The organism is Methylobacterium sp. 092160098-2, assembly GCF_028920805.1.
Lineage (GTDB): Bacteria > Pseudomonadota > Alphaproteobacteria > Rhizobiales > Beijerinckiaceae > Methylobacterium > Methylobacterium fujisawaense.
Window position 1 is genome coordinate 2,394,193 of sequence record NZ_JAQPZJ010000001.1, and the last position, 26,503, is coordinate 2,420,695.

Annotated in this window: 23 protein-coding genes and 2 pseudogenes; 9 read left to right on the plus strand and 16 right to left on the minus strand. The window is 70.6% G+C overall.

Going from position 1 to position 26,503, the window contains the following annotated elements; genetic code table 11:
- Positions 1 to 19: 19 nt before the first annotated feature.
- The 4 genes from PQI07_RS11245 to mnmG form a co-directional block, all read right to left on the minus strand.
- On the minus strand, positions 20 to 913 hold the full coding sequence (locus PQI07_RS11245) for a ParB/RepB/Spo0J family partition protein (protein WP_053609629.1): 894 nt from the start codon (positions 911 to 913) through the stop codon (positions 20 to 22).
- 61 nt (positions 914 to 974) lie between these two features.
- Complete coding sequence (locus PQI07_RS11250; RefSeq protein WP_043354859.1) at positions 975 to 1,832, minus strand: ParA family protein; 858 nt, start codon at positions 1,830 to 1,832, stop codon at positions 975 to 977.
- On the minus strand, positions 1,829 to 2,464 hold the full coding sequence (rsmG, locus tag PQI07_RS11255; RefSeq protein ID WP_274926637.1) for a 16S rRNA (guanine(527)-N(7))-methyltransferase RsmG: 636 nt from the start codon (positions 2,462 to 2,464) through the stop codon (positions 1,829 to 1,831). The genes PQI07_RS11250 and rsmG overlap by 4 nt, the downstream gene beginning before the upstream one ends.
- Positions 2,461 to 4,368, minus strand: a complete 1,908-nt coding sequence (gene mnmG / locus PQI07_RS11260; protein WP_274926638.1) for a tRNA uridine-5-carboxymethylaminomethyl(34) synthesis enzyme MnmG — start codon at positions 4,366 to 4,368, stop codon at positions 2,461 to 2,463. The genes rsmG and mnmG overlap by 4 nt, the downstream gene beginning before the upstream one ends.
- Positions 4,369 to 4,784: 416 nt before the next feature.
- Between mnmG and PQI07_RS11265 the strand changes: the two genes are divergently transcribed.
- The gene (locus tag PQI07_RS11265; protein WP_164706362.1) at positions 4,785 to 4,934 is read left to right on the plus strand and encodes a hypothetical protein; all 150 of its coding nucleotides are present in this window, start codon (positions 4,785 to 4,787) and stop codon (positions 4,932 to 4,934) included.
- Positions 4,935 to 5,076: 142 nt separating this feature from the next.
- Here the strand turns inward: PQI07_RS11265 and PQI07_RS11270 are convergent, their stop codons facing one another.
- Together PQI07_RS11270 and PQI07_RS11275 are read right to left on the minus strand one after the other, a co-directional pair.
- Positions 5,077 to 5,298 carry a heavy-metal-associated domain-containing protein gene (locus tag PQI07_RS11270; RefSeq protein WP_043353346.1) on the minus strand — a complete coding sequence of 74 codons (222 nt, stop codon included), beginning with the start codon at positions 5,296 to 5,298 and terminating at the stop codon, positions 5,077 to 5,079.
- 85 nt (positions 5,299 to 5,383) lie between these two features.
- Positions 5,384 to 6,256 (minus strand): MipA/OmpV family protein, encoded by an 873-nt coding sequence (locus tag PQI07_RS11275; RefSeq protein ID WP_051976115.1) that lies wholly within the window; start codon positions 6,254 to 6,256, stop codon positions 5,384 to 5,386.
- Between the two features lie 658 nt (positions 6,257 to 6,914).
- On the opposite strand from PQI07_RS11275, the gene PQI07_RS11280 reads away from it, so the two are divergent.
- Positions 6,915 to 8,012: an EAL domain-containing protein gene (locus tag PQI07_RS11280; protein ID WP_274926639.1), complete on the plus strand. Its 1,098-nt coding sequence runs from the start codon at positions 6,915 to 6,917 to the stop codon at positions 8,010 to 8,012.
- 41 nt (positions 8,013 to 8,053) lie between these two features.
- Here the strand turns inward: PQI07_RS11280 and PQI07_RS11285 are convergent, their stop codons facing one another.
- The 5 genes from PQI07_RS11285 to bla form a co-directional block, all read right to left on the minus strand.
- A complete protein-coding gene (locus PQI07_RS11285; RefSeq protein ID WP_274926640.1) occupies positions 8,054 to 9,304 on the minus strand; it encodes an OprO/OprP family phosphate-selective porin in 1,251 nt (416 codons plus the stop codon).
- A 251-nt stretch (positions 9,305 to 9,555) separates the two neighbouring features.
- The gene (panC, locus tag PQI07_RS11290) at positions 9,556 to 10,404 is read right to left on the minus strand and encodes a pantoate--beta-alanine ligase (RefSeq protein ID WP_274926641.1); all 849 of its coding nucleotides are present in this window, start codon (positions 10,402 to 10,404) and stop codon (positions 9,556 to 9,558) included.
- Between the two features lie 140 nt (positions 10,405 to 10,544).
- Entirely contained in the window at positions 10,545 to 10,901 is a 357-nt protein-coding gene (locus PQI07_RS11295) for a hypothetical protein (protein ID WP_274926642.1), read from the minus strand.
- A 67-nt stretch (positions 10,902 to 10,968) separates the two neighbouring features.
- The gene (locus tag PQI07_RS11300; RefSeq protein ID WP_043356908.1) at positions 10,969 to 11,454 is read right to left on the minus strand and encodes a YbaK/EbsC family protein; all 486 of its coding nucleotides are present in this window, start codon (positions 11,452 to 11,454) and stop codon (positions 10,969 to 10,971) included.
- 11 nt (positions 11,455 to 11,465) lie between these two features.
- Positions 11,466 to 12,344, minus strand: a complete 879-nt coding sequence (bla, locus tag PQI07_RS11305) for a class A beta-lactamase (RefSeq protein ID WP_274926643.1) — start codon at positions 12,342 to 12,344, stop codon at positions 11,466 to 11,468.
- 123 nt (positions 12,345 to 12,467) lie between these two features.
- Between bla and mnmE the strand changes: the two genes are divergently transcribed.
- The gene (gene mnmE / locus PQI07_RS11310) at positions 12,468 to 13,793 is read left to right on the plus strand and encodes a tRNA uridine-5-carboxymethylaminomethyl(34) synthesis GTPase MnmE (protein WP_274926644.1); all 1,326 of its coding nucleotides are present in this window, start codon (positions 12,468 to 12,470) and stop codon (positions 13,791 to 13,793) included.
- Between the two features lie 101 nt (positions 13,794 to 13,894).
- Here the strand turns inward: mnmE and PQI07_RS11315 are convergent, their stop codons facing one another.
- Both PQI07_RS11315 and PQI07_RS11320 read right to left on the minus strand, forming a co-directional pair.
- Positions 13,895 to 14,374 (minus strand): hypothetical protein, encoded by a 480-nt coding sequence (locus PQI07_RS11315; protein ID WP_043356918.1) that lies wholly within the window; start codon positions 14,372 to 14,374, stop codon positions 13,895 to 13,897.
- A 104-nt stretch (positions 14,375 to 14,478) separates the two neighbouring features.
- Complete coding sequence (locus PQI07_RS11320) at positions 14,479 to 16,101, minus strand: ABC-F family ATP-binding cassette domain-containing protein (RefSeq protein ID WP_053609608.1); 1,623 nt, start codon at positions 16,099 to 16,101, stop codon at positions 14,479 to 14,481.
- 234 nt (positions 16,102 to 16,335) lie between these two features.
- On the opposite strand from PQI07_RS11320, the gene PQI07_RS11325 reads away from it, so the two are divergent.
- The 3 genes and pseudogenes from PQI07_RS11325 to PQI07_RS11335 form a co-directional block, all read left to right on the plus strand.
- Entirely contained in the window at positions 16,336 to 17,379 is a 1,044-nt protein-coding gene (locus PQI07_RS11325) for an IS110 family RNA-guided transposase (protein WP_274926645.1), read from the plus strand.
- A 265-nt stretch (positions 17,380 to 17,644) separates the two neighbouring features.
- Positions 17,645 to 18,586 (plus strand): annotated as a pseudogene (locus PQI07_RS11330) (IS110 family RNA-guided transposase); the annotation flags it as partial.
- Positions 18,587 to 18,851: 265 nt separating this feature from the next.
- A pseudogene (locus PQI07_RS11335) lies at positions 18,852 to 19,793 on the plus strand (IS110 family RNA-guided transposase); the annotation flags it as partial.
- Positions 19,794 to 19,999: 206 nt separating this feature from the next.
- Here the strand turns inward: PQI07_RS11335 and PQI07_RS11340 are convergent.
- The gene (locus PQI07_RS11340; protein WP_274927771.1) at positions 20,000 to 20,173 is read right to left on the minus strand and encodes a hypothetical protein; all 174 of its coding nucleotides are present in this window, start codon (positions 20,171 to 20,173) and stop codon (positions 20,000 to 20,002) included.
- On the opposite strand from PQI07_RS11340, the gene PQI07_RS11345 reads away from it, so the two are divergent.
- Positions 20,139 to 20,399, plus strand: coding sequence for a hypothetical protein (locus tag PQI07_RS11345; RefSeq protein WP_043384142.1), 261 nt, complete (start codon positions 20,139 to 20,141; stop codon positions 20,397 to 20,399). The two genes, PQI07_RS11340 and PQI07_RS11345, sit on opposite strands and share 35 nt — an antisense overlap.
- A 90-nt stretch (positions 20,400 to 20,489) precedes the next feature.
- Here PQI07_RS11345 and ypfJ read toward each other — a convergent pair whose 3' ends face one another.
- Both ypfJ and PQI07_RS11355 read right to left on the minus strand, forming a co-directional pair.
- Entirely contained in the window at positions 20,490 to 21,401 is a 912-nt protein-coding gene (gene ypfJ / locus PQI07_RS11350; protein WP_043384038.1) for a KPN_02809 family neutral zinc metallopeptidase, read from the minus strand.
- 143 nt (positions 21,402 to 21,544) lie between these two features.
- Positions 21,545 to 22,297 carry a uracil-DNA glycosylase gene (locus PQI07_RS11355; RefSeq protein ID WP_446720946.1) on the minus strand — a complete coding sequence of 251 codons (753 nt, stop codon included), beginning with the start codon at positions 22,295 to 22,297 and terminating at the stop codon, positions 21,545 to 21,547.
- A 439-nt stretch (positions 22,298 to 22,736) separates the two neighbouring features.
- On the opposite strand from PQI07_RS11355, the gene PQI07_RS11360 reads away from it, so the two are divergent.
- A complete protein-coding gene (locus PQI07_RS11360) occupies positions 22,737 to 24,410 on the plus strand; it encodes an electron transfer flavoprotein-ubiquinone oxidoreductase (protein ID WP_043353371.1) in 1,674 nt (557 codons plus the stop codon).
- Between the two features lie 154 nt (positions 24,411 to 24,564).
- Positions 24,565 to 26,433 carry a tetratricopeptide repeat protein gene (locus PQI07_RS11365; RefSeq protein ID WP_043384035.1) on the plus strand — a complete coding sequence of 623 codons (1,869 nt, stop codon included), beginning with the start codon at positions 24,565 to 24,567 and terminating at the stop codon, positions 26,431 to 26,433.
- The last annotated feature ends 70 nt before the right edge of the window (positions 26,434 to 26,503 follow it).

Consider the following 26,503-nt stretch of genomic DNA (forward strand, 5'->3'; position numbering starts at 1 on the left):
GGCAGGGCAGGGGGCCCGATCAGGCGTCCGAGACCTTGAACCGGTTGAGCAGGGCCTGAAGCTCGTCCTTCGTCTCGTAGCGGATGCGGATCTCGCCCGAATCGGCGTCCTTCGGCTTGTAGGAGACCGGGACGCCGAGCGCCCGGTGGATCCGCAACTCCAGATCGCGCACCGGCGCGGGGCGCTCGGCCGAGAGGCGCGGGCGCCCGGGGCGGGGTGCCTCGGCCGGCGCGGCCTCCGCGGAGGCGATGGCCTCCACGTCCCGGACCGACAGACCCTCGGCCACGACGCGGCGCGCCGTCGCCTCGGGATCGCGCACGGCCAGCAGGGCGCGGGCATGACCGGCGGTCAGCTCGCCGGCGGAAACCCGCTCCTGCACGGAGAGCGGCAGGTTGAGCAGCCGGAGCGTGTTGGCCAGATGGCTGCGGCTCTTGCCGAGGATCTCGGCCAGCTCCTTCTGCGTGTACGAGAAATCCTTCATCAGGCGCTCGTAGCCGGACGCCTCCTCGATCGCGTTGAGGTCGGTGCGCTGGACGTTCTCCAGGATGGCGAATTCCAGGGAGCCCCGGTCGTCGATCTCGACCACCACCACCGGCACCTCGTCGAGGCCGGCGCGCTGGGCCGCCCGCCAGCGCCGCTCGCCGGCCACGATCTCGAAGGTGCCGGGCACGTCGCCGATCGGCCGCACCACGATCGGCTGGATGATGCCCCGCTGGCCGATCGAGACCGCGAGCTCCGACAGCTCCGTTTCGGCGAAGCTCCGGCGCGGGTTGCGCGGGTTGGCACGCAGGAACTCGATCGGAACCTTGCGCTGCTCCTCGGCCTTGGCCGACCCACGGCCCGCCTCGTTGAAATCGCCGATCAGCGCCGCGAGCCCGCGCCCCAGTCGAGGCTTCGCCCCCTCCTCCGCCATGATCGCCACCCGTGTCACGCTCCACACTCCCCCTCTTCGAACCGGAGGGGGCTCAAATCAATCAGGCCGCGGCCGGAACCCGGCCCTCGCGCTGGATCACCTCCGAGGCGAGGCGCAGGTAGGCTTGGCTGCCGGCGCATTTCAGGTCGTACAGCAGCGCCGGCTTGCCGTGCGAGGGCGCCTCGGAGATCCGGACGTTGCGCGGGATCACGGTCTCGTAGACCTTGTCGCCCATGAACCCGCGCACATCCGCCACCACCTGGGCGGAGAGGTTGTTGCGCGGGTCGAACATCGTCAGCACGATGCCCTGGATCGTCAGCTTCGGGTTCAGGGCGCCGCGGACCTGCTCGACGGTGCGCAGCAGCTGGCTGAGGCCTTCCAGGGCGAAGAACTCGCATTGCAGCGGCACCAGCACCGCGTCGGCCGCCGCCAGGGCATTGATGGTCAGCAGGTTGAGCGAGGGCGGGCAGTCGATCAGCACGTAGCTGATCCGGCTGAGGCTCGGCGCCTGGGTCAGGCTCTTCAGGACGCTGCGCAGCCGGTGCGCCCGGTCGGGCAGGGTGGCCAGTTCCAGCTCCAAGCCGAGGAGGTCCATGGTCGAGGGCGCCAGGGACAGCCGCGGCACGGCCGTGGGGACCACGGCCTGCGCCAGGGAGGCCTCGCCAGCCATCACCTCGTAGGTCGAGACCCTACGCTTGGCGCGGTCGATCCCGAGACCCGTGGAGGCGTTGCCCTGCGGATCGAGATCGATCACCAGCACATCCTCGCCGATCGCCGCCAGGGCGGTGCCGAGGTTGATCGCCGTCGTGGTCTTGCCGACGCCGCCCTTCTGGTTGGCGAGCGCCAGAACGCGCAGAGGGCGTCGCATGGATGAATCCATGGACCGGTCGGCGGAATCGCCGAGGATCGCTTCGCTCATCGGTGGCTCGGGGCGGCGAGGGCAGTGACGCGCACGATCCGGGCTTCGGAATCGGTCCGGCTCGGCACGAGGTCGTTAACGACTGTCCACTGCGCGCCGGCCTGGGTCAATTCGGCTTGTACGTCCCGGCCCTTCGGAAACAGTCCGGTGGTGCCCGTTTTCAACAGAGGCTCGGTCCAGGCGAGGAGCTGCGTCATCGGCGCGAGGGCGCGGGCGCAGACCACGTCGGTGCCGACATAGTCCCCGATCACCGCCTCGATCCGGGCGTTGCGCACCCGGGCCGGGGCTCCGGTGAGCCGTGCGGTCTCGGTGAGGAAGGCGCATTTGCGCGCGTTGCTCTCCACGAGGTCCACCCGGATGCCGCGCTCCTGGCCGGCGATGGCCAGGATCAGGCCGGGGATGCCCGCGCCGGAGCCGAGATCGAGCCACGTGCGCGCCTCCGGTGCCAGGTCGAGCAGCTGGAGCGCGTCGTCGATATGGCGGCTCCAGACCTCCGTCAGCGTCGCCGGGCCGACGAGGTTCTTGATGGGCTGCCAGCGCCGCAGCTGGGCCACGTAGAGGTCGAGCCGCTCGGCTGTTTCACGTGAAACACCGGCCGCCGCGAGGACGCGGGCGCGATCCGGATCGTTCATGCCGAAAGCGGGTCCACGGGGGCCGCGACCGGGACCGATCGGGCGCCGCGCCGCGCATGCGCGGCCAGCAGGGTCAGGGCCGCCGGCGTCACGCCCTCGATCCGCGCCGCCTGTCCGAGGGTCCCGGGGCGCACGGTCTCGAGCTTCACCCGCATTTCGTTGGAGAGCCCGCTGATCGTCGCGTAATCCAGGGCCGGCGGCAGGCGCACCGCCTCGTCCCGGCGGAAGGCCGCGATGTCGGCGTTCTGACGATCGAGATAGACCGCGTAGGTGGCGTCGGTCTTCATCCGGTCGGCGATCCGCGGGGCGACATCCGCGAGGTCCGGCCACACCGCTGCCAGATCGGACCACGCGATCTCCGGATAGGCCAGCAGCTGGAAGCCCGTGCGGCGGATGCCGTCGCGGTTCAGGCTGATCCCATGGGACGCGGCCTGGCTCGGCGTCAGGCTCACGGCTTCGAGGCGGGCGCGGGCTTCGTCCAGGGCCGCCTGTCCGGCCGCGTAATGGGCTGCCCGGTCTCCGCCGACGCAGCCCAGCGCGATCCCCCGCGGCGTCAGCCGGGCGTCGGCATTGTCGACCCGCAGGGACAGCCGATACTCCGAGCGCGAGGTGAACATCCGGTAGGGCTCGCTGACCCCCTGGGTCACGAGGTCGTCAATCATCACGCCGAGATACGACTCGGCCCGGTCGAAGCCCACGATGCCGCGGCCGCCCGCGTGCCGAGCGGCGTTGAGACCGGCCACCAGCCCCTGGCCGGCCGCCTCCTCGTAGCCCGTGGTGCCGTTGATCTGGCCGGCCAGGAACAGGCCCGGCAGGCGCTTCACCTGCAGGCCGACATCGAGTTCCCGGGGATCGACGTAATCGTACTCGATGGCGTAGCCCGGCCGGAGGATCGCGGCCCGCTCCAGCCCGGGGATCAGGCGGACGAGATCGTGCTGGACCTCCTCCGGCAGCGCCGTGGAAATGCCGTTCGGGTAGATCGTCGGATCGTCGAGGCTTTCGGGCTCCAGGAAGATCTGGTGCCCTTCCCGGTCGCCGAAGCGCACGACCTTGTCCTCGATCGATGGACAGTAGCGCGGGCCCCGGCTGGCGATCCCGCCGGAATACATCGGCGAGCGGTGCAGGTTGGCGCGGATCAAGTCATGGACGGCCTGGCTCGTCCGGGTGATGCCGCAGCGGATCTGTGGCGTCGTGATCCGCTCGGTGAGCGTCGAGAACGGCACCGGCTCGGCGTCGGCCTCCTGCATCTCCAGGCCCGACCAATCGATGGTCCGCCCGTCGAGGCGCGGGGGCGTGCCGGTCTTCAGGCGTCCGAGGCGAAGGCCGAGGCGGTCGAGGGTCTGCGCCAGCCCGATCGCCGGCGCCTCGCCGACCCGGCCCGCCGGGATCTGCCGCTCGCCGATATGGATCAGCCCGCGCAGGAAGGTGCCGGTGGTCAGCACCACTGCGCCGCAGGCGAGGGTGCGCCCATCCGCCAGACCGAGGCCGCAGAGGCGGCCATCCGCGTCGAAGGTCAGATCCTCGCAGGCGCCCGCGATCACCGTGAGTCCCGCGGTCTCGGCGACGGCGGCCTGCATGGCGGCGGCGTAGAGCTTGCGGTCGGCCTGGGTCCGGGGGCCGCGCACCGCCGGCCCCTTGCGACGGTTGAGCAGGCGGAACTGAATGCCCGCCGCGTCGGCGACGCGACCCATCAGCCCGTCCAGGGCGTCGACCTCGCGGACGAGATGGCCCTTGCCGAGACCGCCGATGGCCGGGTTGCACGACATCGCCCCGATCGTCGCCGGATCGTGGGTGACCAGCGCCGTGCGCGCGCCGCAGCGCGCGGCCGCGGCCGCGGCCTCGACGCCGGCATGGCCGCCGCCGACGACCGCGACGTCGAACCGGGCGGAGGAGGTGGTGAGCATGGGGTGACGAGCAGCCTTTCGCAGACATCCCGCCGCGGATGCGGGTGACGCACACCCGCTGTCCTCCGGACTCGAGCCCGGGGGCGGCGGTTCTTCCGGGAGGTCTAAGCGGGGGCGGGCGCGGCGGTCAACGCATCCCCGTCGTCCTTCGCCAGACGCGGCCTCCGTCCTAGTCGCCGGTCGAAGTCGCAAATGGATACGATATTCGGTGCGATCGAGGCGCCGAGATCTATCGTCACCTCAAGCATTGCTCGTGGAGGATGCGTGAGGACTTGGCTATCGTCGCTTGCCAGTCACCCCGGACCGTGCAAGTCTTGCGCCGTGACTTCATCCTGAACGGACAGCGCCGTCCGGCAGGCTCACGAGAGGGGCTGTTTCGCCGCGTCGCGGGGCGACGCGGGATGAGGAGATTCGACATGTCGTCCCTGACGATCGGTCTGGGGGCCGCCTGCTGCGCGGCCGGCGCCGCCGCCCATTTCCTCGACCGCACCCAGCGCAAGGAAGGGCTGTTCGGCCTCGCGGGCTTCGCCCTGCTGCTGACGGGGATGTTCCTGAGCCGCTCCTGAGCGGGGTTCCTCGGAGGCCGGCCATCATCGTCCCGATACCTGCTTGGCCAGGATGACGGCTTGGCCGGGACGATGGAGCGCCGCGACATCTGCCGCCGCAGCCCGACACCCCGGATCCGGCGTTCCGGGACCCGACTCGGCGTCAGCCCGTCATGGCCGTCGCGGTGTAGCCGGCCTTGGTCAGGGCCTCGGCGAGGGTGAGCGCCTGCGCGCCGGTGCGGATCGCCACCCGCCCGGCGTCCCGGTCGACCTGCACGTCGGCCGCGGGATCGATCCGCTTCACCGTGCGGGTCACCGCGGCGGCGCAGCCGTCGCAGGTCATCCCCTCCACCCGCATCAGCAGGTCGGTGCGCGTCTCGTCCATCCGGGCCTCCATCAGCCGTATCGCCTTCCGTCGTATCGCCGGGATGTCGGGCCCGGGTGCGACCGGTGCAAGCCGTGCGTGCGGCTCAGAACAGCGCAGGCATCCGGAAGGCGTAATCGATCCGCAGGCCGAACTGGTACTGATTGGGATTGCCGAAGGGCCGACGCACGAGCGGGCTGTTGCCGGAGGCGCCCAGGATGCGGGTGTAGCCGGCATAGGCCGTGTAGGCCCAGGTCTCGCTCTGCGTGTAGGTCACGCCGCCGAGCACGCCCGCCGAGTAGAAGCTGCGCGGGTCGTAGGGGGTGACGCGCCCGTTCAGCGCCGCCTCGATCGGGGAGACGCCGAAATACTTCCGGGCGTAGCTGGCATCGCCGATGTTCAGGCGCGGCCCGATGGAGAACAGGAATTTCTCCGCGGGGATCAGGTAGTCGGCCGCCACCGAGCCGACCGTGCCGTGGTGACCGTAGAGGCCCTGGCGCACCTCGACGCGGGTCCGGATGAACGAGACCGGGTAGAATTCCGCGAACACGCCCGGCTCCACCGCGAAGCGGGCGTCGCGGAAGCCGTACAGGTGCCGCCGGTCGTCGCCGTAATAGCGCCCCGGCACGAAGCGCGCGGTCGGGCCGATCCGGAACGACTCGGTGTCGAACAGCGACAGGCTGAACCCGTCATCCGGCGTCGAGAAGCGGCGCGGCTCGCCCACCCGGCGGATATCGATCGAGGGATAGCCGACGGCTGTGTAGTCGCTGGCGCCGGGATAGCGCGGCACGGCCTGGATCGAGCCGCTCAGCGTGACGATCCACGTATTGGGATCGATCATCGCGAAGGTCGGCGTGGTGCGCGGAAGATCTGCGCCGAGATCCGCGGCCTGCGGCGCCGTCGCGCCGAAGGCCGCGAGGAGCGCGCCGGCGCCGAGAACGGCGCGAAATCGGGAAGTACGCGGGGGGACGAACGTCATGGCCACGCTTTATGACCCTTTTTCATCCCCTCCGCATTCGCAAGCCGCGCAACCCTCCCCGGAGCGCCTCGCAATCGGATCCGCCGTGATGATTCCGCAACGTTCCAGCGGGCTCCGGCGTCACACCGCCCGGAATTAACAGGTGATGGCGCATCCTCCTCCTCCCGGAGCCTTGCCGGGCCCGGTGCGCCCGGCCAATGATCCAGTGATTCGGTTCGCGCCCGGTGGGGTTCGCTCGGGATGTCCCCCGGCGACCGGCGCGCGTTCCCGGCAGGTGGTTAGACGATGGTCCCGGTCCTCGGCCGGTATGCGGGGCTGTTGACGGTCGGCCTTCTCGGGCTCGTCGTGTTCGGGCCACTCGCGGTGTTCCTGCCGCTCTGGAGTGCCATGACGCTCGGCGTCGCCGCCGCCCTGGCCGGCGGTCTCGCCCTGACCCGTATCGCCACCCTGAAGGCGCGCTGCGAGAAGCTGTCCGGCGAGGTCGATCTGCTGTCCCGGCGCCTGCTCAAGGTCGAGACGGCGGGGGCCGGCGCCGCGGCTCAGCCGCGCCCCGAAGCCGCCGAGGCGGCGTTGCGGGCGCAGATCGAGGAATTGACGGTCGAATTCGGGTTGCTCAGCGGCATCGTGCGCGACCTCACCACCGTGCTGAGCGCGCAGGATGCCGAGATCGCGGCCCTCAAGGCCCGGCCGGCGGAGGCGCTCCGGCCGCAGCCCGAGGCGGTGCCCGGCGCGGCCCTTCCGGACGCCGCCCCGGCCCCGGCCCTGCCGCGTCCGCAGGTGTCGGCCGCCCCCGCGCGAGGACGGGGCGCTCCGGCCGCAGGCGGTTCCGCCGGACCCGCAACCGGCCCCGAACCCGGCCCCATCCGTCCCGGCACGGCCGATCCCCCCGCGGCCGATCCCGCCCCGGCCCGCGGCTCCCCCCGTCGACGAGGCCGGTCTCATCGGCGCCTTCGAAGGGGACGGTCTGGAGATCCATCTGCAGCCGGTTGTCACCCTGCCTCAACGCAAGGTCGTGGCCTACGAGGCGCTGGCCCGGCTCCGGATCAGCGGCCCCGGCGTTCCGCCGGCCGAGCCCGAGGTCTTCCTGCCCGTGCTGGAGCGCTTCGGACGGACCACCGAACTCGACCGCCGCATGCTGCAGCGGGCCACCATCGTGGCACGTCACCTCGCCCGGCGCGGCAGCGAGACGCTGCTGACCTACAGCCTGTCGCCGCTGTCGCTGTTCGAGCCCGGGCTCCTGCGCGAGCTCGCCCGCACCGCCACCGACGATCCGGCCCTGGCAGGTCTGACTATCGCCCTGCCGCAGGCGAGCTGGCGCCGTCTCGATGCAGGCCAGCGGGGCCTGCTCGCGCCGCTCCGGGGTCGGATCGGCTTCAGCCTCGACCGTCCGGACGACCTGCGCTTCGATGCGGCCGAATTCGCGGACCGCGGCATCGGTCAGGTCAAGGTCCCGGCCGAGATGCTGCTGCGCCCGCGCTCCGACCGGGGCAGCCTGTCCGACATCGCCGTGGAGGACATCGCACCGGCCCTGACCCGGGCCGGCATCCGCCTGATCGCCACCGGCGTCGCCGACGAGGCCGACGTCCCGGACCTGATCGACCTCGACGTGCCGTTCGCCCAGGGCACGGCCTTCGCGGCTCCGCGGCCGGTCCGGTCGGAGGTTCTGGCCGCCCCGCCCGTCGAGCAGCCCGTGCCGCCCCCGGAACCGACGCCCGAACGGCGCCCGTTCCGATCGGTCCTGCGCCGGGCGGTGTGACGGGCGTCAGCTGAGGCCGCTGGCTTTCCCGGCACGCGCCGTCACCAGTAGATCTGCAGGCGTGCGATCACCGTGTCGACCGAGAACGGGGCCGTGCCCAGGGTCGCGGATTGGGCCTCCCCCGGCTGCACGCGCCCGTGAATGACGTTCCCGATCAGCCGCAGATTCGGCTCGGGATACCAGCTCAGGCCGAGGGTCACGTCCTGCTCCATGCCCCCGCGAAAGCCGCGGGCGTTCAGGTCGATGGCACTGTAGCGCGCGGCCAGTTCGAACACGCCGATCCCGCCGGGGGACACACGCTGCGCCTCCGGAACCGCCACGCCCCTGAAGGTCGCGTAGGTGGTGCCGCTCTGCGGCGTCAGCGCGTAGGCACGGCCTTCGCCGTTGAGCACGAGCGCCGCCTCGACATAGCCGCCCTGGAAGTCGAGCGCGGAGCCGGATTGTCCGGGGCCGCGGAACGGCTGCAGCGCCGCGTAGATGTATTCCGCCTGGATCAGGACCGGACCGCGGCGATAGGCGAATTCGGCACCGAGCCGGGACACGCTGGCGGCATCGGGGAGATCGCCGGTGTCCACCAGGGGGCGCTCGAACAGGAAGGCTCCCGCGGGGCTCGAGAAGCCGAAGGCTCCGTCGGACCGCGACCGGTTGCGGACGATCCCGGCGAGGCCGAGATGCAGGGTCTCGTCGGCGGTCATGATCGGCGCGACGGTGGCGCGGGCCGCCACCGCGACACCATCGCCGTCGATGCCGTTGCTGGCGGCGTTGCCGAACAGGCCGGCCACCGCGGTCCAGGCCTGCCCGTGATGCCCGGCCGCGACGCCGAAGCGACGCTCCGGCACGAGGGCATTGGCCACCGAGCGCTCGACGAACAGGGTGTCGTTGTTGCTCTGCAGCCATTCCAGGCTGAAGGGCTCCTTCATGTTGCCGAGCGTCAGGATCGTGTCCGGCAGTCCCTTCCAGGCCACCAGCGCGTCGTTGATCGGCAGCATCGGGTCGGCGAAATCGTACTGGAAGGCGATCACCCAGTCGCGGCCGATGGTGAGCGTCGGCTCGATCCAGGCCCGGCGCACGGCGACGGTGTCGGGGAAGGCCTCGGGCAGGTCCGGCCGGCTGAAACCCGCCGCACCGCCGTCGATATGCAGCCGGCCGCCGATCTGGAGCTTCACATCGGGCGCGGGGAAGGTGAGGGTCAGCCCCTTGGCATCGACGCGAAGACGCTCGCCGTACGGGCCGGCCATCCCCTCGAACGCGTCCTCCCCGGCGCCCGCGGGCACCGCCAGGGCGAGGGACATGGCCAGGACGGCCGGAGCGGTGCGCGGTCCATTCACGGTCCCAGCAGAGAACAGGTCGGCCGGCCGGAGCCAATGAGCCGATGGCGCAAAATCCGAAAAGTCCGAGGGCCGTGGCCAGACGGCCACGACGGCGCGCGCCCGGTCGAGGGGGCGGTCGAGGGGCCGGTCGAGGGGCCGGGGGCAACACCCGGCGGGACGGCTATGGGGTGCATTCCCCCGATCCCCGCGCCGCCGGCCCGCGGCCGGCCAGCCTACACGGCGCGGTTGTCGATCAGCCGGGTCCGGCCCAGAAAGGCGGCGGCGAGCACGCGGGCCGGGCCGTCGACCCGTTCCACCGGCGCCAGGGTCCGGGCGTCGCAGACCGCGAGATACTGGACCCGGAACCCCGCCGCCTCCAGCGCCGCCCGCCCGGCGGCGATCCGCCCGGCCACGGGGGTGCCGTTGCGGGAGGCCGCCGCGATCTCGCCCAGGACCGCCTGGAGCTTCGGGGCGACGGCACGCTCCTCGGGAGAGAGGTAGCGGTTGCGCGACGACAGCGCGAGGCCGTCGGGCTCCCGCACGGTCGGCACGCCGTGGATCTCCACCGCGAGGTCGAGATCCGCCACGGCCTGCTGAATCACCCGAAGCTGCTGGAAATCCTTCTCGCCGAACAGGGCGACGTCCGGGCGGACTTGGTTGAGGAGCTTGGTCACCACCGTGGCGACGCCGGCGAAATGGCCGGGCCGGAACGGGCCGCACAGGCCCTCGGTCAGGCCTGCGACCTCGATCCGGGTGGCGAAGCCCGGCGGGTACATGGTCTCCACGCCGGGCGTCCAGGCGGCATCCGCGCCGGCCTGTGCGAGCAGGGCCAGATCGGTCTCCAGGTCGCGGGGATAGCGGGAGAAATCCTCGTTGGGGCCGAACTGGGTCGGATTGACGAAGATGCTCGCCACCGTCCGGCGGCCGATCCGCCGCGCCTCGGCCACGAGGGCGAGATGCCCTTCGTGCAGGGCCCCCATGGTCGGGATCAGGACGACGCGCTCACCCGCCGCGCGCCACGCGGCGACGCATCGGCGCAGGGCTGTGAGATCACGGAAGGGCTGAAGGGTCGGCTCGGGCACGGGACGGGCTCCGGGGGAGGGCAGGGCCGGTCTAGAGCATGATGCGGAGCGGTGGAATCCGGCACTCCGATCAGCCTGCGTGAACACGGGCCTGGATCTGCCGCGGCGACGCGGTCTCCGGAATGGCGCGTGTTTCGGCGTCAGGGGCAGTAGGGCAGGAGGGAGCGGCCGAAGGGATCGTCCACGCCGGGCGGCGGCGTGAAGCCGTAATAGCTCGGATGCCCCAGGCCGTACTCGGAGCCGACATAGCTCGGATCGTCCGGCGCGTTGGTGGGCACCGGCACCCGGCGGGGCGTGCAGCCCACCGGCACGGGACGGGACCGGACGGCGTAGACCGGGCGGCGATCGAGCCCGTCGTTGCGCGGGAAGAAGCGCGGGCTGGCCCCCACACCCCTCTCGGCGGTTCCACGGATGTCGAGATCCGCCCCGCGGGCCGATCCCGCGAGCAGCAGGACGAATCCGAGCGCCGTCATCGCCCTTCGTCCCGTCTTCCGCATGCCGTACCCGTCTCCGCCGGAAGGCGTCACCGTGGGGCGGCAGGGTAAACGGATGATTACCGCGCGCTCACGTGAGCGGTACGACGAGGGCCTTCAGGGCGCCGACGAGATCGCCTTCGGTCAGGCGGATCTGCAAGCCCCGACCGCCCCCGTTCACGTGGATCTCGGCCGCCGGGTCGGTCAGCGATCCGGCATCGATCGCCGTCGGGACGGGCCGCTTCTGCCCCAGGGGACTGATGCCGCCGACATGGTAGCCGGTCAGCCGCTCGGCATCGGCGGGCTTGAGCATGGCCGCCGCCTTGCCCGAGAAGGCGGCGGCGACCCGCTTCATCGACACCTCCTTGTCGGAGGCCACGAGCAGGCAGATCGTCCGTCCGTCCACGGCCGCCATCAGGGTCTTCAGGATCCGTCCGGGCGCGACCCCGAGCGCCTCCGCAGCCTGCAGGCCGATGCGCGGGGCGTCCGGATCGTACGCATAGACGTGGAGGCTGTGGCGGATCCCGGCCTTGTCCAGGGCGAGCGTCGCGCGGGTGGTCTTGGCGGGGGTCTTCATGGGTCGTCCGGTCAGGCTGCCTGTGCTCGCGCGGCGATGAGCCGGCCGATTTCCGCGTAGGCCGCCGCGTAGGTCTCCGCGGACGCCGTCGAGCCGGTGACGTAGACCGCCACGACAACCGGTGCACGCCCCGGCGGCCGCAGGATCGCGATGTCGTTGACCGAGCCGTTGTCGCCGCTGCCTGTCTTGTCGCCCACGATCCAGTCGGGCGGCAGCCCAGCTCGCAGGCGCTTGCGCCCGGTCTCGCAGGCGATCATCCAGGCTTCCAGCCGGCCGCGCGACGCCGGCGACAGGACGGTGCCCAGGAGGATCCGGCCCAGGCTCGCCCGCATGGCGTCCGGCGTGGTCGTGTCGCGCGGGTCACCGGGGAGCGCCGTGTTGAGGGTGGGCTCCGTCCGGTCGAGGCGGGTGACGGGGTCACCGGTGTCGCGCAGCCATGCGGTCAGCGCCTCGGGGCCGCCGAGGCTCGCCAGGAGCAGATTGGCGGCGCTGTTGTCGCTCCACACGATCGCGGCCGCGCAGAGATCCGAGACGGTCATCTGCCCTGTCCCGGCACCGGCCTCCAGGGCCTTCCGGGTCACCGGCGCGTAGCTCAGCAGGTCGCCGGAACTGTAGGCGACGATCCGGTCGAGGGTCTCGCGGCCGGTATCGACCCGCGCCAGCACCGCCGCCACCGCCAGCACCTTGAAGGTGCTGCACATCGGAAAGCGCGCGTCCGCGCGATAGGCGGCGAGGACGCGGTCCGCCGTGGCGGCCGCGATGCCGAGGCGACCGTCGAGCCGACGCTCGAGGGCGCCCCAGTCCGGCTCAGCCTCGGCGGCCCGCAGGGGCAGGGCGAAGGGCGCGGCGAGCAGGCCGAGGCTGACGGTGCGGCGGGTCGTGACGAGCATGGCGCATCTGGGTTCGAGGGCGCGACACCGCAACCCGGCGCGGCACCGCGACGCCGGAATGGTATAGGGCACCCGCACCTGTTTCACGTGAAACTCTGCCCCTCCGCACGACTCTGCCGGATCATGACCCAAGCCGAGACCCTCTTCGCACCGGCCAGCGGCTTCGGCCGCGCAGCCGTCGCGGTGATCCGCATCAGCGGCCCGGCCGCGCGCGACGTGCTCGTCGCCCTTTGCGGGAGCCTGCCGCCACCCCGCCGGCTGTCCCTGCGAAGCCTGCGCGATCCGGCCGACGGCACCGAACTCGATCAGGCTCTGGTGGCCTGGTTTCCGGGGCCGGACACGTATAGCGGCGAGGACATGGCCGAGCTGCACCTCCATGGCGGTGCGGCGGTGCGGATGGGCGTTCTCGCCACGCTTGCCCGGTTTCCCGGGTGCCGCACGGCCGAGCCCGGCGCCTTCACCCGTCGGGCGGTCCTCAACGGCCGGATGGATCTCGCCGCGGCCGAAGCCGTCGCCGATCTGATCGATGCCGAGACCGAGGGCCAGCGCCGGCAGGCCCTCCGTCAGCTCGACGGCGCCCTCAGCCGGCAAGTGGCCGCGTGGCGGGCGGAAGCGGTCGATTGCCTCGCCGCCGCGGAGGCGGCGCTGGATTTCGCCGACGAGGGCGACGTGGACGATGCCGGGCTCGACGCCGCCTTGTTCGGCCGCGCCGCGCGGCTTCGCGACGCGATCGCCGGGACCCTGCGCGACGGGCAGAGGGGCGAGCGTCTCCGCGAGGGCTTCACGGTGGTGCTGGCCGGGGCACCCAACAGCGGCAAGTCGACCCTGCTCAATGCCCTCAGCCGACGGGACGTGGCGATCGTCTCGGACCGTCCGGGAACGACCCGCGACGCCATCGAGGTGCGGCTCGACCTCGGCGGCCTGCCCGTCCTGCTGGTCGACACGGCCGGGCTCCGGGAGACCGCGGAGCCGATCGAGGCGGAGGGGATCGTGCGGACGCGGGCGCGGATCGACAGCGCCGATCTGGTGATCGCCCTGGTGCCCCCAGACGGGGCGGTTCCGGAGCTCGGGCCGACCCGCACTCCGATCCTGAAGGTCCGCACGAAGGCCGATCTGTTTGCCGGCTCAGAAACGGAACGGGAGTCGGACGGTCCGGCCGTTTCGGCCCGCACGGGCGCCGGAATGGCGCGGTTGCTGGATGCCATCCAGGCTGCGGCCGAATCCGGTCTCGGCACCGGCGATGCGCTGATCACCAGGGCCCGGCACAGGGCGGCGCTCGAAGCCTGCGTGGGCCATCTCGACCGCCTGCTCGAAGGCACGGGCGGATTGCCGGAGCTCGCCGCGGAGGATCTGCGTCTCGCCGTCCGGGCGCTGGGCGAGGTCGCGGGTCATGTCGGCGTCGAGGATGTGCTCGATCGGTTGTTCAGCGGCTTCTGCATCGGAAAGTAGTTCTATAGCCGGCAACTCAAAGCGGCATTCGGCGCGGCTTTCCCGGTTTCGTCGCCGGTCGTGCCGCGCTGGGACCGGGATGATCGGCGGATGCGGCGCGCCTACTGGGGGATCCGCAGGATCCGGGGCCGCCAGATTCCGAGCGCGACATTCGCGGTCGCGACCGCCAGCAGCACCCAGAGGGTTCCGCGTTCGCCGGGGAGCGACACGGCCAGCACGGCGGGATCGACGAGGCCGGCCAGCGCCCGGGCGCTCTGCTCCGCCTCCTGCTTCATCGGTCCCTGCACGTAGACCAGGCCGCCCTCGAACATCAGGACCCCGGTGGCGAGCTTGAGCCATGCCCAGCCGGCGTTCAGAAAGGCGCGGTTCAGGGCCATCGCCAGCAGGCCGGACATCAGCGTCACCGCCAGGGCGGGCAGGAAGATCCAGGTGGCCACGGCCCCCATCGCGCCCCGCATCGCCGCGTATCCCGCCAGGGCGGATGGCGCGGGCGCGAGGCTCAGCATGACCACCAGGGACGCCATCGCCCCCAGCAGCCCGGCGGATCCCATCGTGTGGAGGAACTTCAGCAGGCGTCGCACGGCATCTCACCCGGGGCCGTTTCGGCGCAGCCTAGCGTGGGGCCTCCCGGGGGGATAGCGGCGCGCCGGTCGCACCGCACCGGGACGGGGTCCGTCCGCGCCCGTCAGCTCCGCAGGCCCGGCGCCTCCTGGCCGGTGCGGGCCACGTATTCGGTGTAGCCGCCGCCATACTGGTGGATGCCCTCCGGGGTCACCTCCAGCACCCGGTTCGAGAGTGCGGCCAGGAAGTGCCGGTCGTGGGAGACGAACAGCATCGTCCCCTCGTAGTTGGCCAGCGCCTCGATCAGCATCTCCTTGGTGCCCATGTCGAGGTGGTTGGTCGGCTCGTCGAGCACCAGGAAGTTCGGCGGATCGTAGAGCATCAGCGCCATGACCAGCCGGGCCTTCTCGCCCCCCGAGAGAACCCGGCAGCGCTTCTCGACATCGTCCCCCGAGAAGCCGAAGCAGCCGGCCAGCGCCCGCAGCGAGCCCTGTCCGGCCTGCGGGAAGGCCTCCTCCAGGGTCTGGAACACGGTGCGGTCGCCGTCGAGCAGGTCCATGGCGTGCTGGGCGAAGTAGCCGAGCTTGACGCTGCCGCCCACCGTGACCGAGCCGTCATCCGGTGCGGTGGTGCCGGTCACGAGCTTCAGGAGCGTCGACTTGCCGGCGCCGTTGATGCCCATCACGCACCAGCGCTCCCGGCGCCGCACCGAGAAGTCGAGGCCCTCGTAGATCGTGCGGCTGCCGTAGCGCTTGTGCACGCCTTTGAGCATCACGACGTCGTCGCCCGAGCGCGGCGCCGGCTGGAATTCGAAGGCCACCGATTGCCGCCGCCGGGGCGGCTCCACGCGCTCGATCTTGTCGAGCTTCTTCACCCGGCTCTGCACCTGGGCGGCGTGGGAGGCCCGGGCCTTGAACCGCTCGATGAAGGCGATCTCCTTGGCCAGCATGGCCTGCTGGCGCTCGAACTGCGCCTGCTGCTGCGCCTCGTTCAGCTTCCGCTGGCCCTCGTAGAAGGCGAAGTCGCCCGAGAAGGTGGTGAGCGCGCCGCCGTCGATCTCGATGACCTTGGTGACGATGCGGTTCATGAACTCGCGGTCGTGCGAGGTCATCAGCAGGGCGCCGTCATAGGCCTTCAGGAAGGATTCGAGCCAGATCAGGCTCTCGAGGTCGAGGTGGTTGGACGGCTCGTCGAGGAGCATCACGTCCGGGCGCATCAGCAGGATGCGGGCCAGCGCCACGCGCATCTTCCAGCCGCCCGAGAGGGCGCCGACATCCCCGTCCATCATCTCCTGGCTGAAGCTGAGGCCGTCGAGCACCTCCCGTGCGCGGCCCTCCAGGGCGTAGCCGTCGAGCTCCTCGAACCGGGCCTGGACCTCGCCGTAGCGCTCGATCAGGGCGTCCATCTCGTCCGCCCGCTCCGGGTCGGCGAGGGCCGCGCCGAGCTCGGCGAGCTCGGCCGCCACCGCGCTCACGGGGCCGGCGCCGTCCATCACCTCGGTGACGACGCTGCGGCCGGACATCTCGCCGACATCCTGGCTGAAATAGCCGATCGTGATGCCCCGGTCGGCGGCGACCTGCCCCTCGTCGGGCTGCTCCTGGCCGATGATCATCCGGAACAGGGTGGTCTTGCCGGCCCCGTTCGGGCCGACCAGCCCGACCTTCTCGCCCCGCTGCAGGGCGGCCGAGGCCTCGATGAAGACGAGCTGCCGCCCGTTCTGCTTGGTGATCTTGTCCAGGCGAATCATGAAGTGCGGGCGCGGTGTCCGGGAATGGGGCTCCGGGGCGCTTACGGCATCGATCGAGACGGCGCAAAGACGGGCGCGGCCGCTGGGCCCTGCATGGCGCGCAACCGTGACCGTCATCCGATCGCCGGACGCCTTTTCTGCCCGATTCTGCGAGCTAAGATGGGGTATTCGGGGTGCCTCGCGCGGCGGAAGCGGCGGCATGATGGCGCTTCGATCCAATCCCGGAGCCCCACCATGAGCGAGCAGCACCACGTCGGCCTCGATGTCTCCGTGAAGGAGACCGCAATCTGCATCGTCGATCCCCATGGTAAGGTCGTGCACCGGGCCACCGTCGAGAGCCATCCCGAGGTGATCGGCCGGCACCTGATCGACCTCGGCCACAGCTACGCGCGTGTCGGCCTGGAGGCGGGACCGCTCTCACCGTGGCTCTACGCCGGCCTGGTCGAAGCCGGACTGCCGGCGATCTGCGTCGAGACCCGCCACATGCATGCGGCCCTCTCGGCCCGCATCAACAAGACCGACCGCAACGACGCGATGGGCATAGCCCAGATGATGCGGGTCGGCCTGTTCAAGCCGGTCCACGTCAAAACGCCGGCCAGCCAGCAACGCCGCCTGCTCCTGACCTCGCGCAAGCTGCTTCAGCGCAAGGCTTACGACATCGAGAGCGACCTGCGCGGCCAACTGCGCAACTTCGGCCTCAAAGTCGGTGTCGTGGGGGCTGCCGGTTTCGAGCAGCGCGTACGCGACCTCGTGCTCGATCTGCCCTTCGTCGCGGCCGTGGTCCTGCCGCTGCTGGAGGCGCGCTCGGCGCTGCGGACCCAACTGGCCAAGCTGCACAAAATGCTGCTGGACCAGGTCCGCACCGACCCGGTCTGCCGGCGCTTGATGACCGCGCCCGGCGTCGGGCCGGTCGTGGCGTTGACCTACCGTACCTGCGTCGACAACCCAGCCCGCTTCGGACGATCGCAATGCGTCGGGGCGCATTATGGTCTGACGCCGCGGCTCTACCAGTCCGGCGAGACGAAGCGGGTCGGCCGAGTCTCGAAGTGCGGCGACACGATGATGCGCGCCGCACTGTATGAGGCCGCGCTCGTGCTGCTGACTGGCCCTCGGGTTCGATGGTCCTCGCTGAAGGTCTGGGGGCTGGCTGTGGCCAAGCGCAGAGGCATGCAGAAGGCCCTCGTGGCCGTCGCCCGCAAGCTGGCGATCGTGCTGCATCGGATGTGGCGCGACGAGAAGGATTTCCGCTGGTCGACCGAAGCCGCGACGGCGGCCTGAAGCTTACGGATCAGCATCACGTAACACCGAGCTCCTCCGGCGTGGAGGAGGTCCCTGTGGGGACGATGGGAGCGGGTGAGACCGAGGAAACTCGAGCGTCGGTTCTGCCGGGCGCGCGGCTTAGATGGATCCGCCCACTCCCTCTAACCCCATCATGAGGCGGCGCTCGCCGACCTCGGAGAGAAGCAAGAGCTCCACAGGGCCGATCACGCGTCGAACCAGGATGCGCACGAAAGGGCGTTGACCGATGAACCCCGAATAGAGAAGCCATCCCGAGGTGATCGGCCGGCACCTGATCGACCTCGGCCACAGCTACGCGCGTGTCGGCCTGGAGGCGGGACCGCTCTCACCGTGGCTCTACGCCGGCCTGGTCGAAGCCGGACTGCCGGCGATCTGCGTCGAGACCCGCCACATGCATGCGGCCCTCTCGGCCCGCATCAACAAGACCGACCGCAACGACGCGATGGGCATAGCCCAGATGATGCGGGTCGGCCTGTTCAAGCCGGTCCACGTCAAAACGCCGGCCAGCCAGCAACGCCGCCTGCTCCTGACCTCGCGCAAGCTGCTTCAGCGCAAGGCTTACGACATCGAGAGCGACCTGCGCGGCCAACTGCGCAACTTCGGCCTCAAAGTCGGTGTCGTGGGGGCTGCCGGTTTCGAGCAGCGCGTACGCGACCTCGTGCTCGATCTGCCCTTCGTCGCGGCCGTGGTCCTGCCGCTGCTGGAGGCGCGCTCGGCGCTGCGGACCCAACTGGCCAAGCTGCACAAAATGCTGCTGGACCAGGTCCGCACCGACCCGGTCTGCCGGCGCTTGATGACCGCGCCCGGCGTCGGGCCGGTCGTGGCGTTGACCTACCGTACCTGCGTCGACAACCCAGCCCGCTTCGGACGATCGCAATGCGTCGGGGCGCATTATGGTCTGACGCCGCGGCTCTACCAGTCCGGCGAGACGAAGCGGGTCGGCCGAGTCTCGAAGTGCGGCGACACGATGATGCGCGCCGCACTGTATGAGGCCGCGCTCGTGCTGCTGACTGGCCCTCGGGTTCGATGGTCCTCGCTGAAGGTCTGGGGGCTGGCTGTGGCCAAGCGCAGAGGCATGCAGAAGGCCCTCGTGGCCGTCGCCCGCAAGCTGGCGATCGTGCTGCATCGGATGTGGCGCGACGAGAAGGATTTCCGCTGGTCGACCGAAGCCGCGACGGCGGCCTGAAGCTTACGGATCAGCATCACGTAACACCGAGCTCCTCCGGCGTGGAGGAGGTCCCTGTGGGGACGATGGGAGCGGGTGAGACCGAGGAAACTCGAGCGTCGGTTCTGCCGGGCGCGCGGCTTAGATGGATCCGCCCACTCCCTCTAACCCCATCATGAGGCGGCGCTCGCCGACCTCGGAGAGAAGCAAGAGCTCCACAGGGCCGATCACGCGTCGAACCAGGATGCGCACGAAAGGGCGTTGACCGATGAACCCCGAATAGAGAAGCCATCCCGAGGTGATCGGCCGGCACCTGATCGACCTCGGCCACAGCTACGCGCGTGTCGGCCTGGAGGCGGGACCGCTCTCACCGTGGCTCTACGCCGGCCTGGTCGAAGCCGGACTGCCGGCGATCTGCGTCGAGACCCGCCACATGCATGCGGCCCTCTCGGCCCGCATCAACAAGACCGACCGCAACGACGCGATGGGCATAGCCCAGATGATGCGGGTCGGCCTGTTCAAGCCGGTCCACGTCAAAACGCCGGCCAGCCAGCAACGCCGCCTGCTCCTGACCTCGCGCAAGCTGCTTCAGCGCAAGGCTTACGACATCGAGAGCGACCTGCGCGGCCAACTGCGCAACTTCGGCCTCAAAGTCGGTGTCGTGGGGGCTGCCGGTTTCGAGCAGCGCGTACGCGACCTCGTGCTCGATCTGCCCTTCGTCGCGGCCGTGGTCCTGCCGCTGCTGGAGGCGCGCTCGGCGCTGCGGACCCAACTGGCCAAGCTGCACAAAATGCTGCTGGACCAGGTCCGCACCGACCCGGTCTGCCGGCGCTTGATGACCGCGCCCGGCGTCGGGCCGGTCGTGGCGTTGACCTACCGTACCTGCGTCGACAACCCAGCCCGCTTCGGACGATCGCAATGCGTCGGGGCGCATTATGGTCTGACGCCGCGGCTCTACCAGTCCGGCGAGACGAAGCGGGTCGGCCGAGTCTCGAAGTGCGGCGACACGATGATGCGCGCCGCACTGTATGAGGCCGCGCTCGTGCTGCTGACTGGCCCTCGGGTTCGATGGTCCTCGCTGAAGGTCTGGGGGCTGGCTGTGGCCAAGCGCAGAGGCATGCAGAAGGCCCTCGTGGCCGTCGCCCGCAAGCTGGCGATCGTGCTGCATCGGATGTGGCGCGACGAGAAGGATTTCCGCTGGTCGACCGAAGCCGCGACGGCGGCCTGAAGCTTACGGATCAGCATCACGTAACACCGAGCTCCTCCGGCGTGGAGGAGGTCCCTGTGGGGACGATGGGAGCGGGTGAGACCGAGGAAACTCGAGCGTCGGTTCTGCCGGGCGCGCGGCTTAGATGGATCCGCCCACTCCCTCTAACCCCATCATGAGGCGGCGCTCGCCGACCTCGGAGAGAAGCAAGAGCTCCACAGGGCCGATCACGCGTCGAACCAGGATGCGCACGAAAGGGCGTTGACCGATGAACCCCGAATAGAGAAGTCGTTTCCCTGCCGCTCCAGCCGCCGCTCCGGCGTATGGTGCCGGGCTTGGCCGTGGCGGACGCCTTTGAGGACGATGATGTTTTGCGGTTGGTGGACGACGAGCCTCGACATGGCCATGCTCGGCCTGGAGGCTCAGGGCGTGATCGCCCAGCGGATGGCGATGTTCGCCCTCGGGGGGCCGGCCGCGCAGGTCGAGGCGCAGCTCATGGTGACCGAGAAGATGCTGGCCGCCGGCGAGGCGGCTCTGATGCTCGCCGCGGGGGCCTCGAACGGCAAGGTGATCCGCAGCTACCGGCGGAAGGTCCAGGCCAATGCCCGGCGCCTGAGCCGGGGGTGAAGTCGAGCGGAGCGCGTCTCCCTCCCCCGCGAAGAGGGGAGGGAGGGCGTATGTCAGGTCCGGACGAGGCTCTCCGCCCCGCCGCACACCTCAGTTGTTCGCCGTCCGGAACGTGTCGCAGGCCTTGGTCTGGCCGCTCTTGTAGCCGGCCTTGAACCAGCGCTGGCGCTGGGCCGAGGAGCCGTGGGTGAAGGAATCCGGCACCACGTAGCCCTTCGAGCGCTGCTGCAGGGCGTCGTCGCCGATCTGGGCGGCGGCGTTCAGGGCCTCGTCGATGTCGCCCTGCTCCAGCTCGGCGTACTTGTCGTTGGAGTTCTTGGCCCAGACGCCGGCGAGGCAGTCGGCCATCAGCTCGATCCGCACCGAGAGGGCGTTCGCCTCGGTCTTGCTGGACGCCTGCTGCTGGCGCGCCTGGACCTTGCCGAGGATGCCGAGCACGTCCTGGACGTGGTGGCCGACCTCGTGGGCGATGACGTAGGCGTAGGCGAAATCGCCCTTCACGCCGAACTTCGACGCCATCTCCTTGAAGAAGCCCGTGTCGAGATAGACCTTCTTGTCGAGGGGGCAGTAGAACGGGCCCATCGCCGCCTGGGCCGAGCCGCAGCCCGAGCGGGTGCCGCCGGTGTACAGCACCAGGGTCGTCGGCGTGTACTGCTTGCCGGTCTGCTGCGGCAGGATCTGGCTCCAGACGTCCTCGGTGTTGCCGAGGATCTTCGAGGCGAACCGGCCGCTCTCGTCCGTCGGCGCCTGCCGCCGCTTGGCCTGGGTCTGCGGATCGACCTGCTGCTCCTGCTGGCCGCGCCCGCCGCCGATCCGCTCGGCGCCGCCGATCAGGATCGCCGGGTTGATGCCGGTGAAATAGCTGATGATCAGCAGCACCACGATGGTGCCGATGCCGAGCCCGCCGGCGCCGCCGCCGGGAAAGCCCATGCCGCCGCCGCCGCCGCCCTCGCCCCGGCGATCCTCGACGTTGTCGGAGCTGCGTAGATCTTCCCAGCGCATGGTTGGGTCCCGCCATCAATGCTGCGCCGGCCGCCTCGGGCAGCCCACGGTTTGCTATGCGTCGCTATGTCCGGCCGACGGTGGACCAGCGGCGGGAACGAAGCTCTAATGGCGGGAGGGGAGACCCGGTTCCGCCCACGTGGTCAAGCTTTCCCGTCGAGAAGGGCGCGCAGGGATCGGAAATCCCGCCATGCGAGACGCTTCTGTACCGGCTGGCGCAGCAGGAAGGCCGGGTGGAGGGTGGCGAGCAGCTTCACCTCGCGGTTGGGCAGCTTGTAGGGGAACAGTCGGCCGCGGGTCCGCAGGATGCCATCCTTCGTGCCGGTCAGCGTCTGGGTCGCGGGCGCGCCGAGGCAGACGATGAGGTCCGGATCGACCAGCTCGATCTGGCGCTCCACGAAGGGCCGGCACACCGCAACCTCCTGGGGCGTCGGGTTGCGGTTGCCCGGCGGGCGCCAGGGCACGATGTTGGCGACGTAGGCGCTGGTCCGGTCGAGCCCGATCGCCTTCATCATCTTGTCGAGGAGCTGGCCCGAGCGGCCCATGAACGGCTTGCCGATCCGGTCCTCGTCGGCGCCGGGCGCCTCGCCGAGAAACATCACCCGCGCCTTGGGATTGCCGTCGGCGAAGACGAGGTTCTTGGCGGTGAAGCGCAGCGGGCAGGCGTCGAAATCGGCGAGGATCCGCTCCAGTTCGTCCAGGGTCTTCGCCTGCCGCGCCCGGGCGCGCGGGCGTCGCTCGCGGCTTCGTCGGGCTGGGCGCTGGCGGCGCGGCCGAAGGTCCGCGACGGCGCGGCGGGCGGCGGCGAACCGGGGGCGGCACGAGGCTGCCGGCGGTCGGGCCGGCGGGCGGGTCGGGGGCCCGGCGCGGTGCGCGCAGGGTCGGCGCCGGCGCATCCGCCTCGCTGAACCGGTCGTGCGGCCGCTCGTCCAGAACCGCGTCGGCACCGGCCTCCACGTGGAAGTCGAGATAGGCGATCAGATCGGCTTGCGCGTCGTTGGGGCTCGGCATGGAGAGGAGCATGTGGGAACGCCGCGGCCTGTGGACAACTCTCGAAACCCGCCGGCCGGGCAAGGTCTTGCGTGACGGAACAGCGCGATCCCGCGGGCCCCGCCCCACCCGCCCTCTGACCGGCATGCCGGGTTGCGGACGGGGTGGGATCGTCCGGCACCCGTCACATGTACCGCCCCGTGCGGCAAAGGGAACTTTGCCTTAAGCCGGATCTTCGGCAACTTGCCTTTCCAGCTTGGAATCGCTTGAGACGGCAGCAGGGATGCCGGCCCACCGCGGATCGGGGGCTGGAAGAAGACTGGAAAAAGAAAAGGAGAGGCGAGGATGGCGCTGCCCGAACGCGAGAGCATGGATTTCGACGTGGTCGTGGTGGGCGCCGGCCCGGCCGGCCTCGCCACCGCGATCCGCCTGAAGCAGCGCGCCGCCGAGATCGGCGAGGAGATCAGCGTCGTCGTCGTCGAGAAGGGCTCCGAGGTCGGCGCCCATATCCTCTCCGGCGCGGTGATCGACCCGATCGGCCTCGACCGGCTCCTGCCCGAATGGCGCCAGGACCCGGAGCGGCCGCTCAAGACGGAAGTTCAGCGCGACGAGTTCATGATGCTCACCAAGAACAGCGGCATCACCCTGCCGAACCTGTTCTTCCCCAAGCTCATGTCGAACCACGGCAATTTCGTCGGCTCGCTCTCCAACGTCTGCAAGTACCTGGGCGCGCAGGCCGAGGCGCTCGGCGTCGAGATCTATCCGGGCTTCCCGGCCTCCGAGGTGCTGTTCGACGACAAGGGCGCGGTGGCGGGCATCGCCACGGGCGATCTCGGGATCGGCAAGTCCGGCGCGCCGCGCGAGGACTACACCCGCGGCATGGAGCTGCGCGCCAAGTACACGGTGTTCGGCGAGGGCGCCCGGGGCAACCTGACCAAGGGCCTGATCCAGCGCTTCTCGCTCAACCGGCACAGCGACCACTTCAAATACGGGCTCGGCGTGAAGGAGCTCTGGCAGCTCGCGCCGGGCAAGTTCGAGCCTGGGCTCGTGCGCCACACCATGGGCTGGCCGCTGCCCAACAAGGCCGGCGGCGGCTCCTGGCTCTACCATTTCGACGACAACCTGCTCTCGGTCGGCTTCGTCACGCACCTGAACTACGAGAACCCGACCCTGTCGCCGTTCGAGGAGTTCCAGCGCTTCAAGACCCATCCGCTGATCGCCGAGACCTTCGAGGGCGCCAAGCGCATCGGCTACGGCGCGCGCGCCATCATGGAGGGCGGCTGGCAATCGGTGCCGAAGCTGGTCTTCCCCGGCGGCTGCCTGGTCGGCTGCTCGGCGGGCTTCGTCAACGTGCCGCGGATCAAGGGCTCGCACAACGCGGTGCTCTCCGGGATGCAGGCGGCCGACGCCATCGCGGACGCCCTGAAGGCGGGCCGCGCCGGGGACGAGCTCACCGCCTACGAGGCCGGCTGGCGCGACAGTCCGATCGGGCAGGACCTGAAGGCGGTGCGCAACGTCAAGCCGCTCTGGTCCAAGTACGGCACGCTGGTGGGCGTCGGCCTCGGCGGGATCGACATGTGGGCGACGAGCATCTTCGGCGCCTCGCCGTTCGGCACGCTCAAGCACGGCAAGCCCGACCACGCCTGCCTCAAGCCCCTCTCCGAGGTGACGCCGATCGTCTACCCGAAGCCCGACGGCAAGCTGACCTTCGACCGGCTCTCCTCGGTCTACCTGTCGAACACCAACCACGAGGAAGACCAGCCGCCGCACCTCAAGGTCCGCGACCTGGAGCTGCAGAAGCGCTCCGAGCACGACGTCTATGGCGGGCCGTCCGGCCGCTACTGCCCGGCGGGCGTCTACGAGTGGGTGGCGGATTCCGCCGCGAGCGACGGGGTGCGCTACCAGATCAACGCGCAGAACTGCGTCCACTGCAAGACCTGCGACATCAAGGATCCGAACCAGAACATCGACTGGGTGACCCCGGAGGGGCCCGGCGGGCCGAACTACCCGAACATGTGAGGCGCCCGGACCGGGCCGGGAGGACGCGGCGTCATCCTTTCGCCTTGCGGGGCTGGCGGGATGGGTTCAGTGTCCCCAGCGTTTTTTCGGGGATGCCCCGCCATTCTCGCGCCCGGCCCCTGACGGGCCGGCGCCCAGGAGCCGCGATCGGTTCATGATGATCACACGCGCCCGCCGGAGCGTCTCGGCGCTCGCCCTTCTGCTCGCCGCCGGGCTGCCGCAGACCGTGCTGGCCGCGCAGCCGAGGGAATCGACCCCGGTGCTCGACTACGAGCCCGCGGATTCGCTGGAGGGCAACTTCCTCTCCGCCTACATCGCGGGCGCGTCCCGGGACACGGCGGCGGCGGCGACCTTCTACCGCGAGGCGGTCAAGGCCGATCCGCGCAACGCCGAGCTGGTCGAGCGCGCCTTCATCTCGCTGCTCGCCGACGGCGCCCTGCCGGACGCGTTCCGCACCGCCGAGAAGCTCATCGCCCGCGATCCCACCAACGGGCTCGCCAACCTCTCCCTCGGGGTGCGCCAGATCAAGGCGGGCCAATGGGCCGCCGCCCGCCAGAACTTCTCGCGCAGCGGCCGCGGGGCGGCCACCGACCTGACCGCGACGCTGCTCACCGCCTGGTCGTATGCCGGCGCGGGCGACGGCAAGAAGGCGCTGGAGACGGTCAACAAGCTCCGGGGCGAGCGCTACTACAACACCTTCCGCGACTACCATGCCGGCCTGATCGCCTCGGTGACCGGCGACAACGCCGAGGCCGAGCGGCGTCTCAAGGCCGCCTACGAGGCCGACCGCAACACCCTGCGCATCGTCGACGCCTATGCCCGGATGGAGGCGAGCCTCGGCCGCACCGATCTGGCGATCCAGGCCTATTCCGACTTCGACCAGCTCTCGCCCCGCCACCCGCTGGTGCGCGACGCCCTCGACAAGCTCAAGGAGGGCAAGCCGCTCACGCGGCTGATCGGCACCGCCCAGGAGGGCGCAGCCGAGGTGCTGTACGGGCTGGGCTCCGCGGGCTCGACGCAGGGCGACGAACTGCCCGCCGTGATCTACCTGCGGCTGGCGCTCTACCTCGCCCCCGACCACGCCCTCGCCCGGCTGACGCTGGCCGACACGCTGGACCGGATGAAGCAGCCCGAGCGGGCCAACGAGGCCTACGCGCAGATCCCGGCCGCCTCCCCGCTCAAGCTCAACGCCGACATCCAGATCGGCCTGAACCTGGAGCAGATGGGCAAGGGCGACGAGGCCCTGGCCCATCTCGACGCGGCGATGAAGGCCCACCCGGACGACATCGACGTCATCACGGCGCTGGGCAACGTGCAGCGCGCCCGCAAGAAGTACGAGGAGGCGGCCGCCACCTACACCCGGGCCATCGGCCTGATCGGCGACCGGCCGCAGGCCAATTACTGGACGACCTACTATTTCCGCGGCACCGCCTACGAGCGCGCCAAGCAGTGGCCGAAGGCCGAGGCCGACCTGAAGAAGGCCCTGTCCCTGGTGCCGGCCAACCAGCCGGCCGCCAAGGCGCAGGTGATGAACTATCTCGGCTATTCCTGGGTCGATCAGAACGTCAACATCGACGAGGCGTTCAAGCTGCTGCAGCAGGCCGCCGATGCGAGCCCCCGGGACGGGATGATCGTCGACAGCCTCGGCTGGGCCTATTACCGCCTCGGCCGTTGGGACGATGCGGTGCGCGAGCTGGAGAAGGCGGTCGAACTGAAGCCCGGCGATCCGACCATCAACGACCACCTGGGCGACGCCTACTGGCGTTCGGGCCGGCGCCTCGAGGGCAAGTTCCAGTGGCAGCACGCCAAGGATCTGAACCCCGAGCCGGACGACCTCACGCAGATCAACGCGAAGCTGAAGGACGGTCTGCCCGACATCGAGAAGCCGACCGCCACCGCCGAGACCGTGCCGGCCCCGGTCGCCGCCCCGCACAACGCCGAGAACCCGGAATTGCCGAAGGGCGCCCCCCAGCCGCACGAGGCGCCGGGCGCCGCCGACAAGGCCAAGAAGTCGGGGGGCTAGCGCCCCTCTCCCGATCCGGCGCCCTGGCGGTCCGCACCTCGTTCATCACGGCGGTGCGGCGGCCGGCGCC

What these genes read in the sequence shown, in the direction of transcription:
- PQI07_RS11245 (WP_053609629.1), bottom strand. Translation starts at nt 913, where the DNA reads ATGGCGGAGGAGGGGGCGAAGCCTCGACTGGGGCGCGGGCTCGCGGCG.
- PQI07_RS11250 (WP_043354859.1), bottom strand. Translation starts at nt 1,832, where the DNA reads ATGAGCGAAGCGATCCTCGGCGATTCCGCCGACCGGTCCATGGATTCA.
- rsmG (WP_274926637.1), bottom strand. Translation starts at nt 2,464, where the DNA reads ATGAACGATCCGGATCGCGCCCGCGTCCTCGCGGCGGCCGGTGTTTCA.
- mnmG (WP_274926638.1), bottom strand. Translation starts at nt 4,368, where the DNA reads ATGCTCACCACCTCCTCCGCCCGGTTCGACGTCGCGGTCGTCGGCGGC.
- PQI07_RS11265 (WP_164706362.1), top strand. Translation starts at nt 4,785, where the DNA reads ATGTCGTCCCTGACGATCGGTCTGGGGGCCGCCTGCTGCGCGGCCGGC.
- PQI07_RS11270 (WP_043353346.1), bottom strand. Translation starts at nt 5,298, where the DNA reads ATGGACGAGACGCGCACCGACCTGCTGATGCGGGTGGAGGGGATGACC.
- PQI07_RS11275 (WP_051976115.1), bottom strand. Translation starts at nt 6,256, where the DNA reads ATGACGTTCGTCCCCCCGCGTACTTCCCGATTTCGCGCCGTTCTCGGC.
- PQI07_RS11280 (WP_274926639.1), top strand. Translation starts at nt 6,915, where the DNA reads ATGCCGAGATCGCGGCCCTCAAGGCCCGGCCGGCGGAGGCGCTCCGGC.
- PQI07_RS11285 (WP_274926640.1), bottom strand. Translation starts at nt 9,304, where the DNA reads ATGTCCCTCGCCCTGGCGGTGCCCGCGGGCGCCGGGGAGGACGCGTTC.
- PQI07_RS11295 (WP_274926642.1), bottom strand. Translation starts at nt 10,901, where the DNA reads ATGCGGAAGACGGGACGAAGGGCGATGACGGCGCTCGGATTCGTCCTG.
- PQI07_RS11300 (WP_043356908.1), bottom strand. Translation starts at nt 11,454, where the DNA reads ATGAAGACCCCCGCCAAGACCACCCGCGCGACGCTCGCCCTGGACAAG.
- bla (WP_274926643.1), bottom strand. Translation starts at nt 12,344, where the DNA reads ATGCTCGTCACGACCCGCCGCACCGTCAGCCTCGGCCTGCTCGCCGCG.
- mnmE (WP_274926644.1), top strand. Translation starts at nt 12,468, where the DNA reads ATGACCCAAGCCGAGACCCTCTTCGCACCGGCCAGCGGCTTCGGCCGC.
- PQI07_RS11320 (WP_053609608.1), bottom strand. Translation starts at nt 16,101, where the DNA reads ATGATTCGCCTGGACAAGATCACCAAGCAGAACGGGCGGCAGCTCGTC.
- PQI07_RS11325 (WP_274926645.1), top strand. Translation starts at nt 16,336, where the DNA reads ATGAGCGAGCAGCACCACGTCGGCCTCGATGTCTCCGTGAAGGAGACC.
- PQI07_RS11345 (WP_043384142.1), top strand. Translation starts at nt 20,139, where the DNA reads ATGTTTTGCGGTTGGTGGACGACGAGCCTCGACATGGCCATGCTCGGC.
- PQI07_RS11340 (WP_274927771.1), bottom strand. Translation starts at nt 20,173, where the DNA reads ATGTCGAGGCTCGTCGTCCACCAACCGCAAAACATCATCGTCCTCAAA.
- ypfJ (WP_043384038.1), bottom strand. Translation starts at nt 21,401, where the DNA reads ATGCGCTGGGAAGATCTACGCAGCTCCGACAACGTCGAGGATCGCCGG.
- PQI07_RS11355 (WP_446720946.1), bottom strand. Translation starts at nt 22,297, where the DNA reads ATGCGCCGGCGCCGACCCTGCGCGCACCGCGCCGGGCCCCCGACCCGC.
- PQI07_RS11360 (WP_043353371.1), top strand. Translation starts at nt 22,737, where the DNA reads ATGGCGCTGCCCGAACGCGAGAGCATGGATTTCGACGTGGTCGTGGTG.
- PQI07_RS11365 (WP_043384035.1), top strand. Translation starts at nt 24,565, where the DNA reads ATGATGATCACACGCGCCCGCCGGAGCGTCTCGGCGCTCGCCCTTCTG.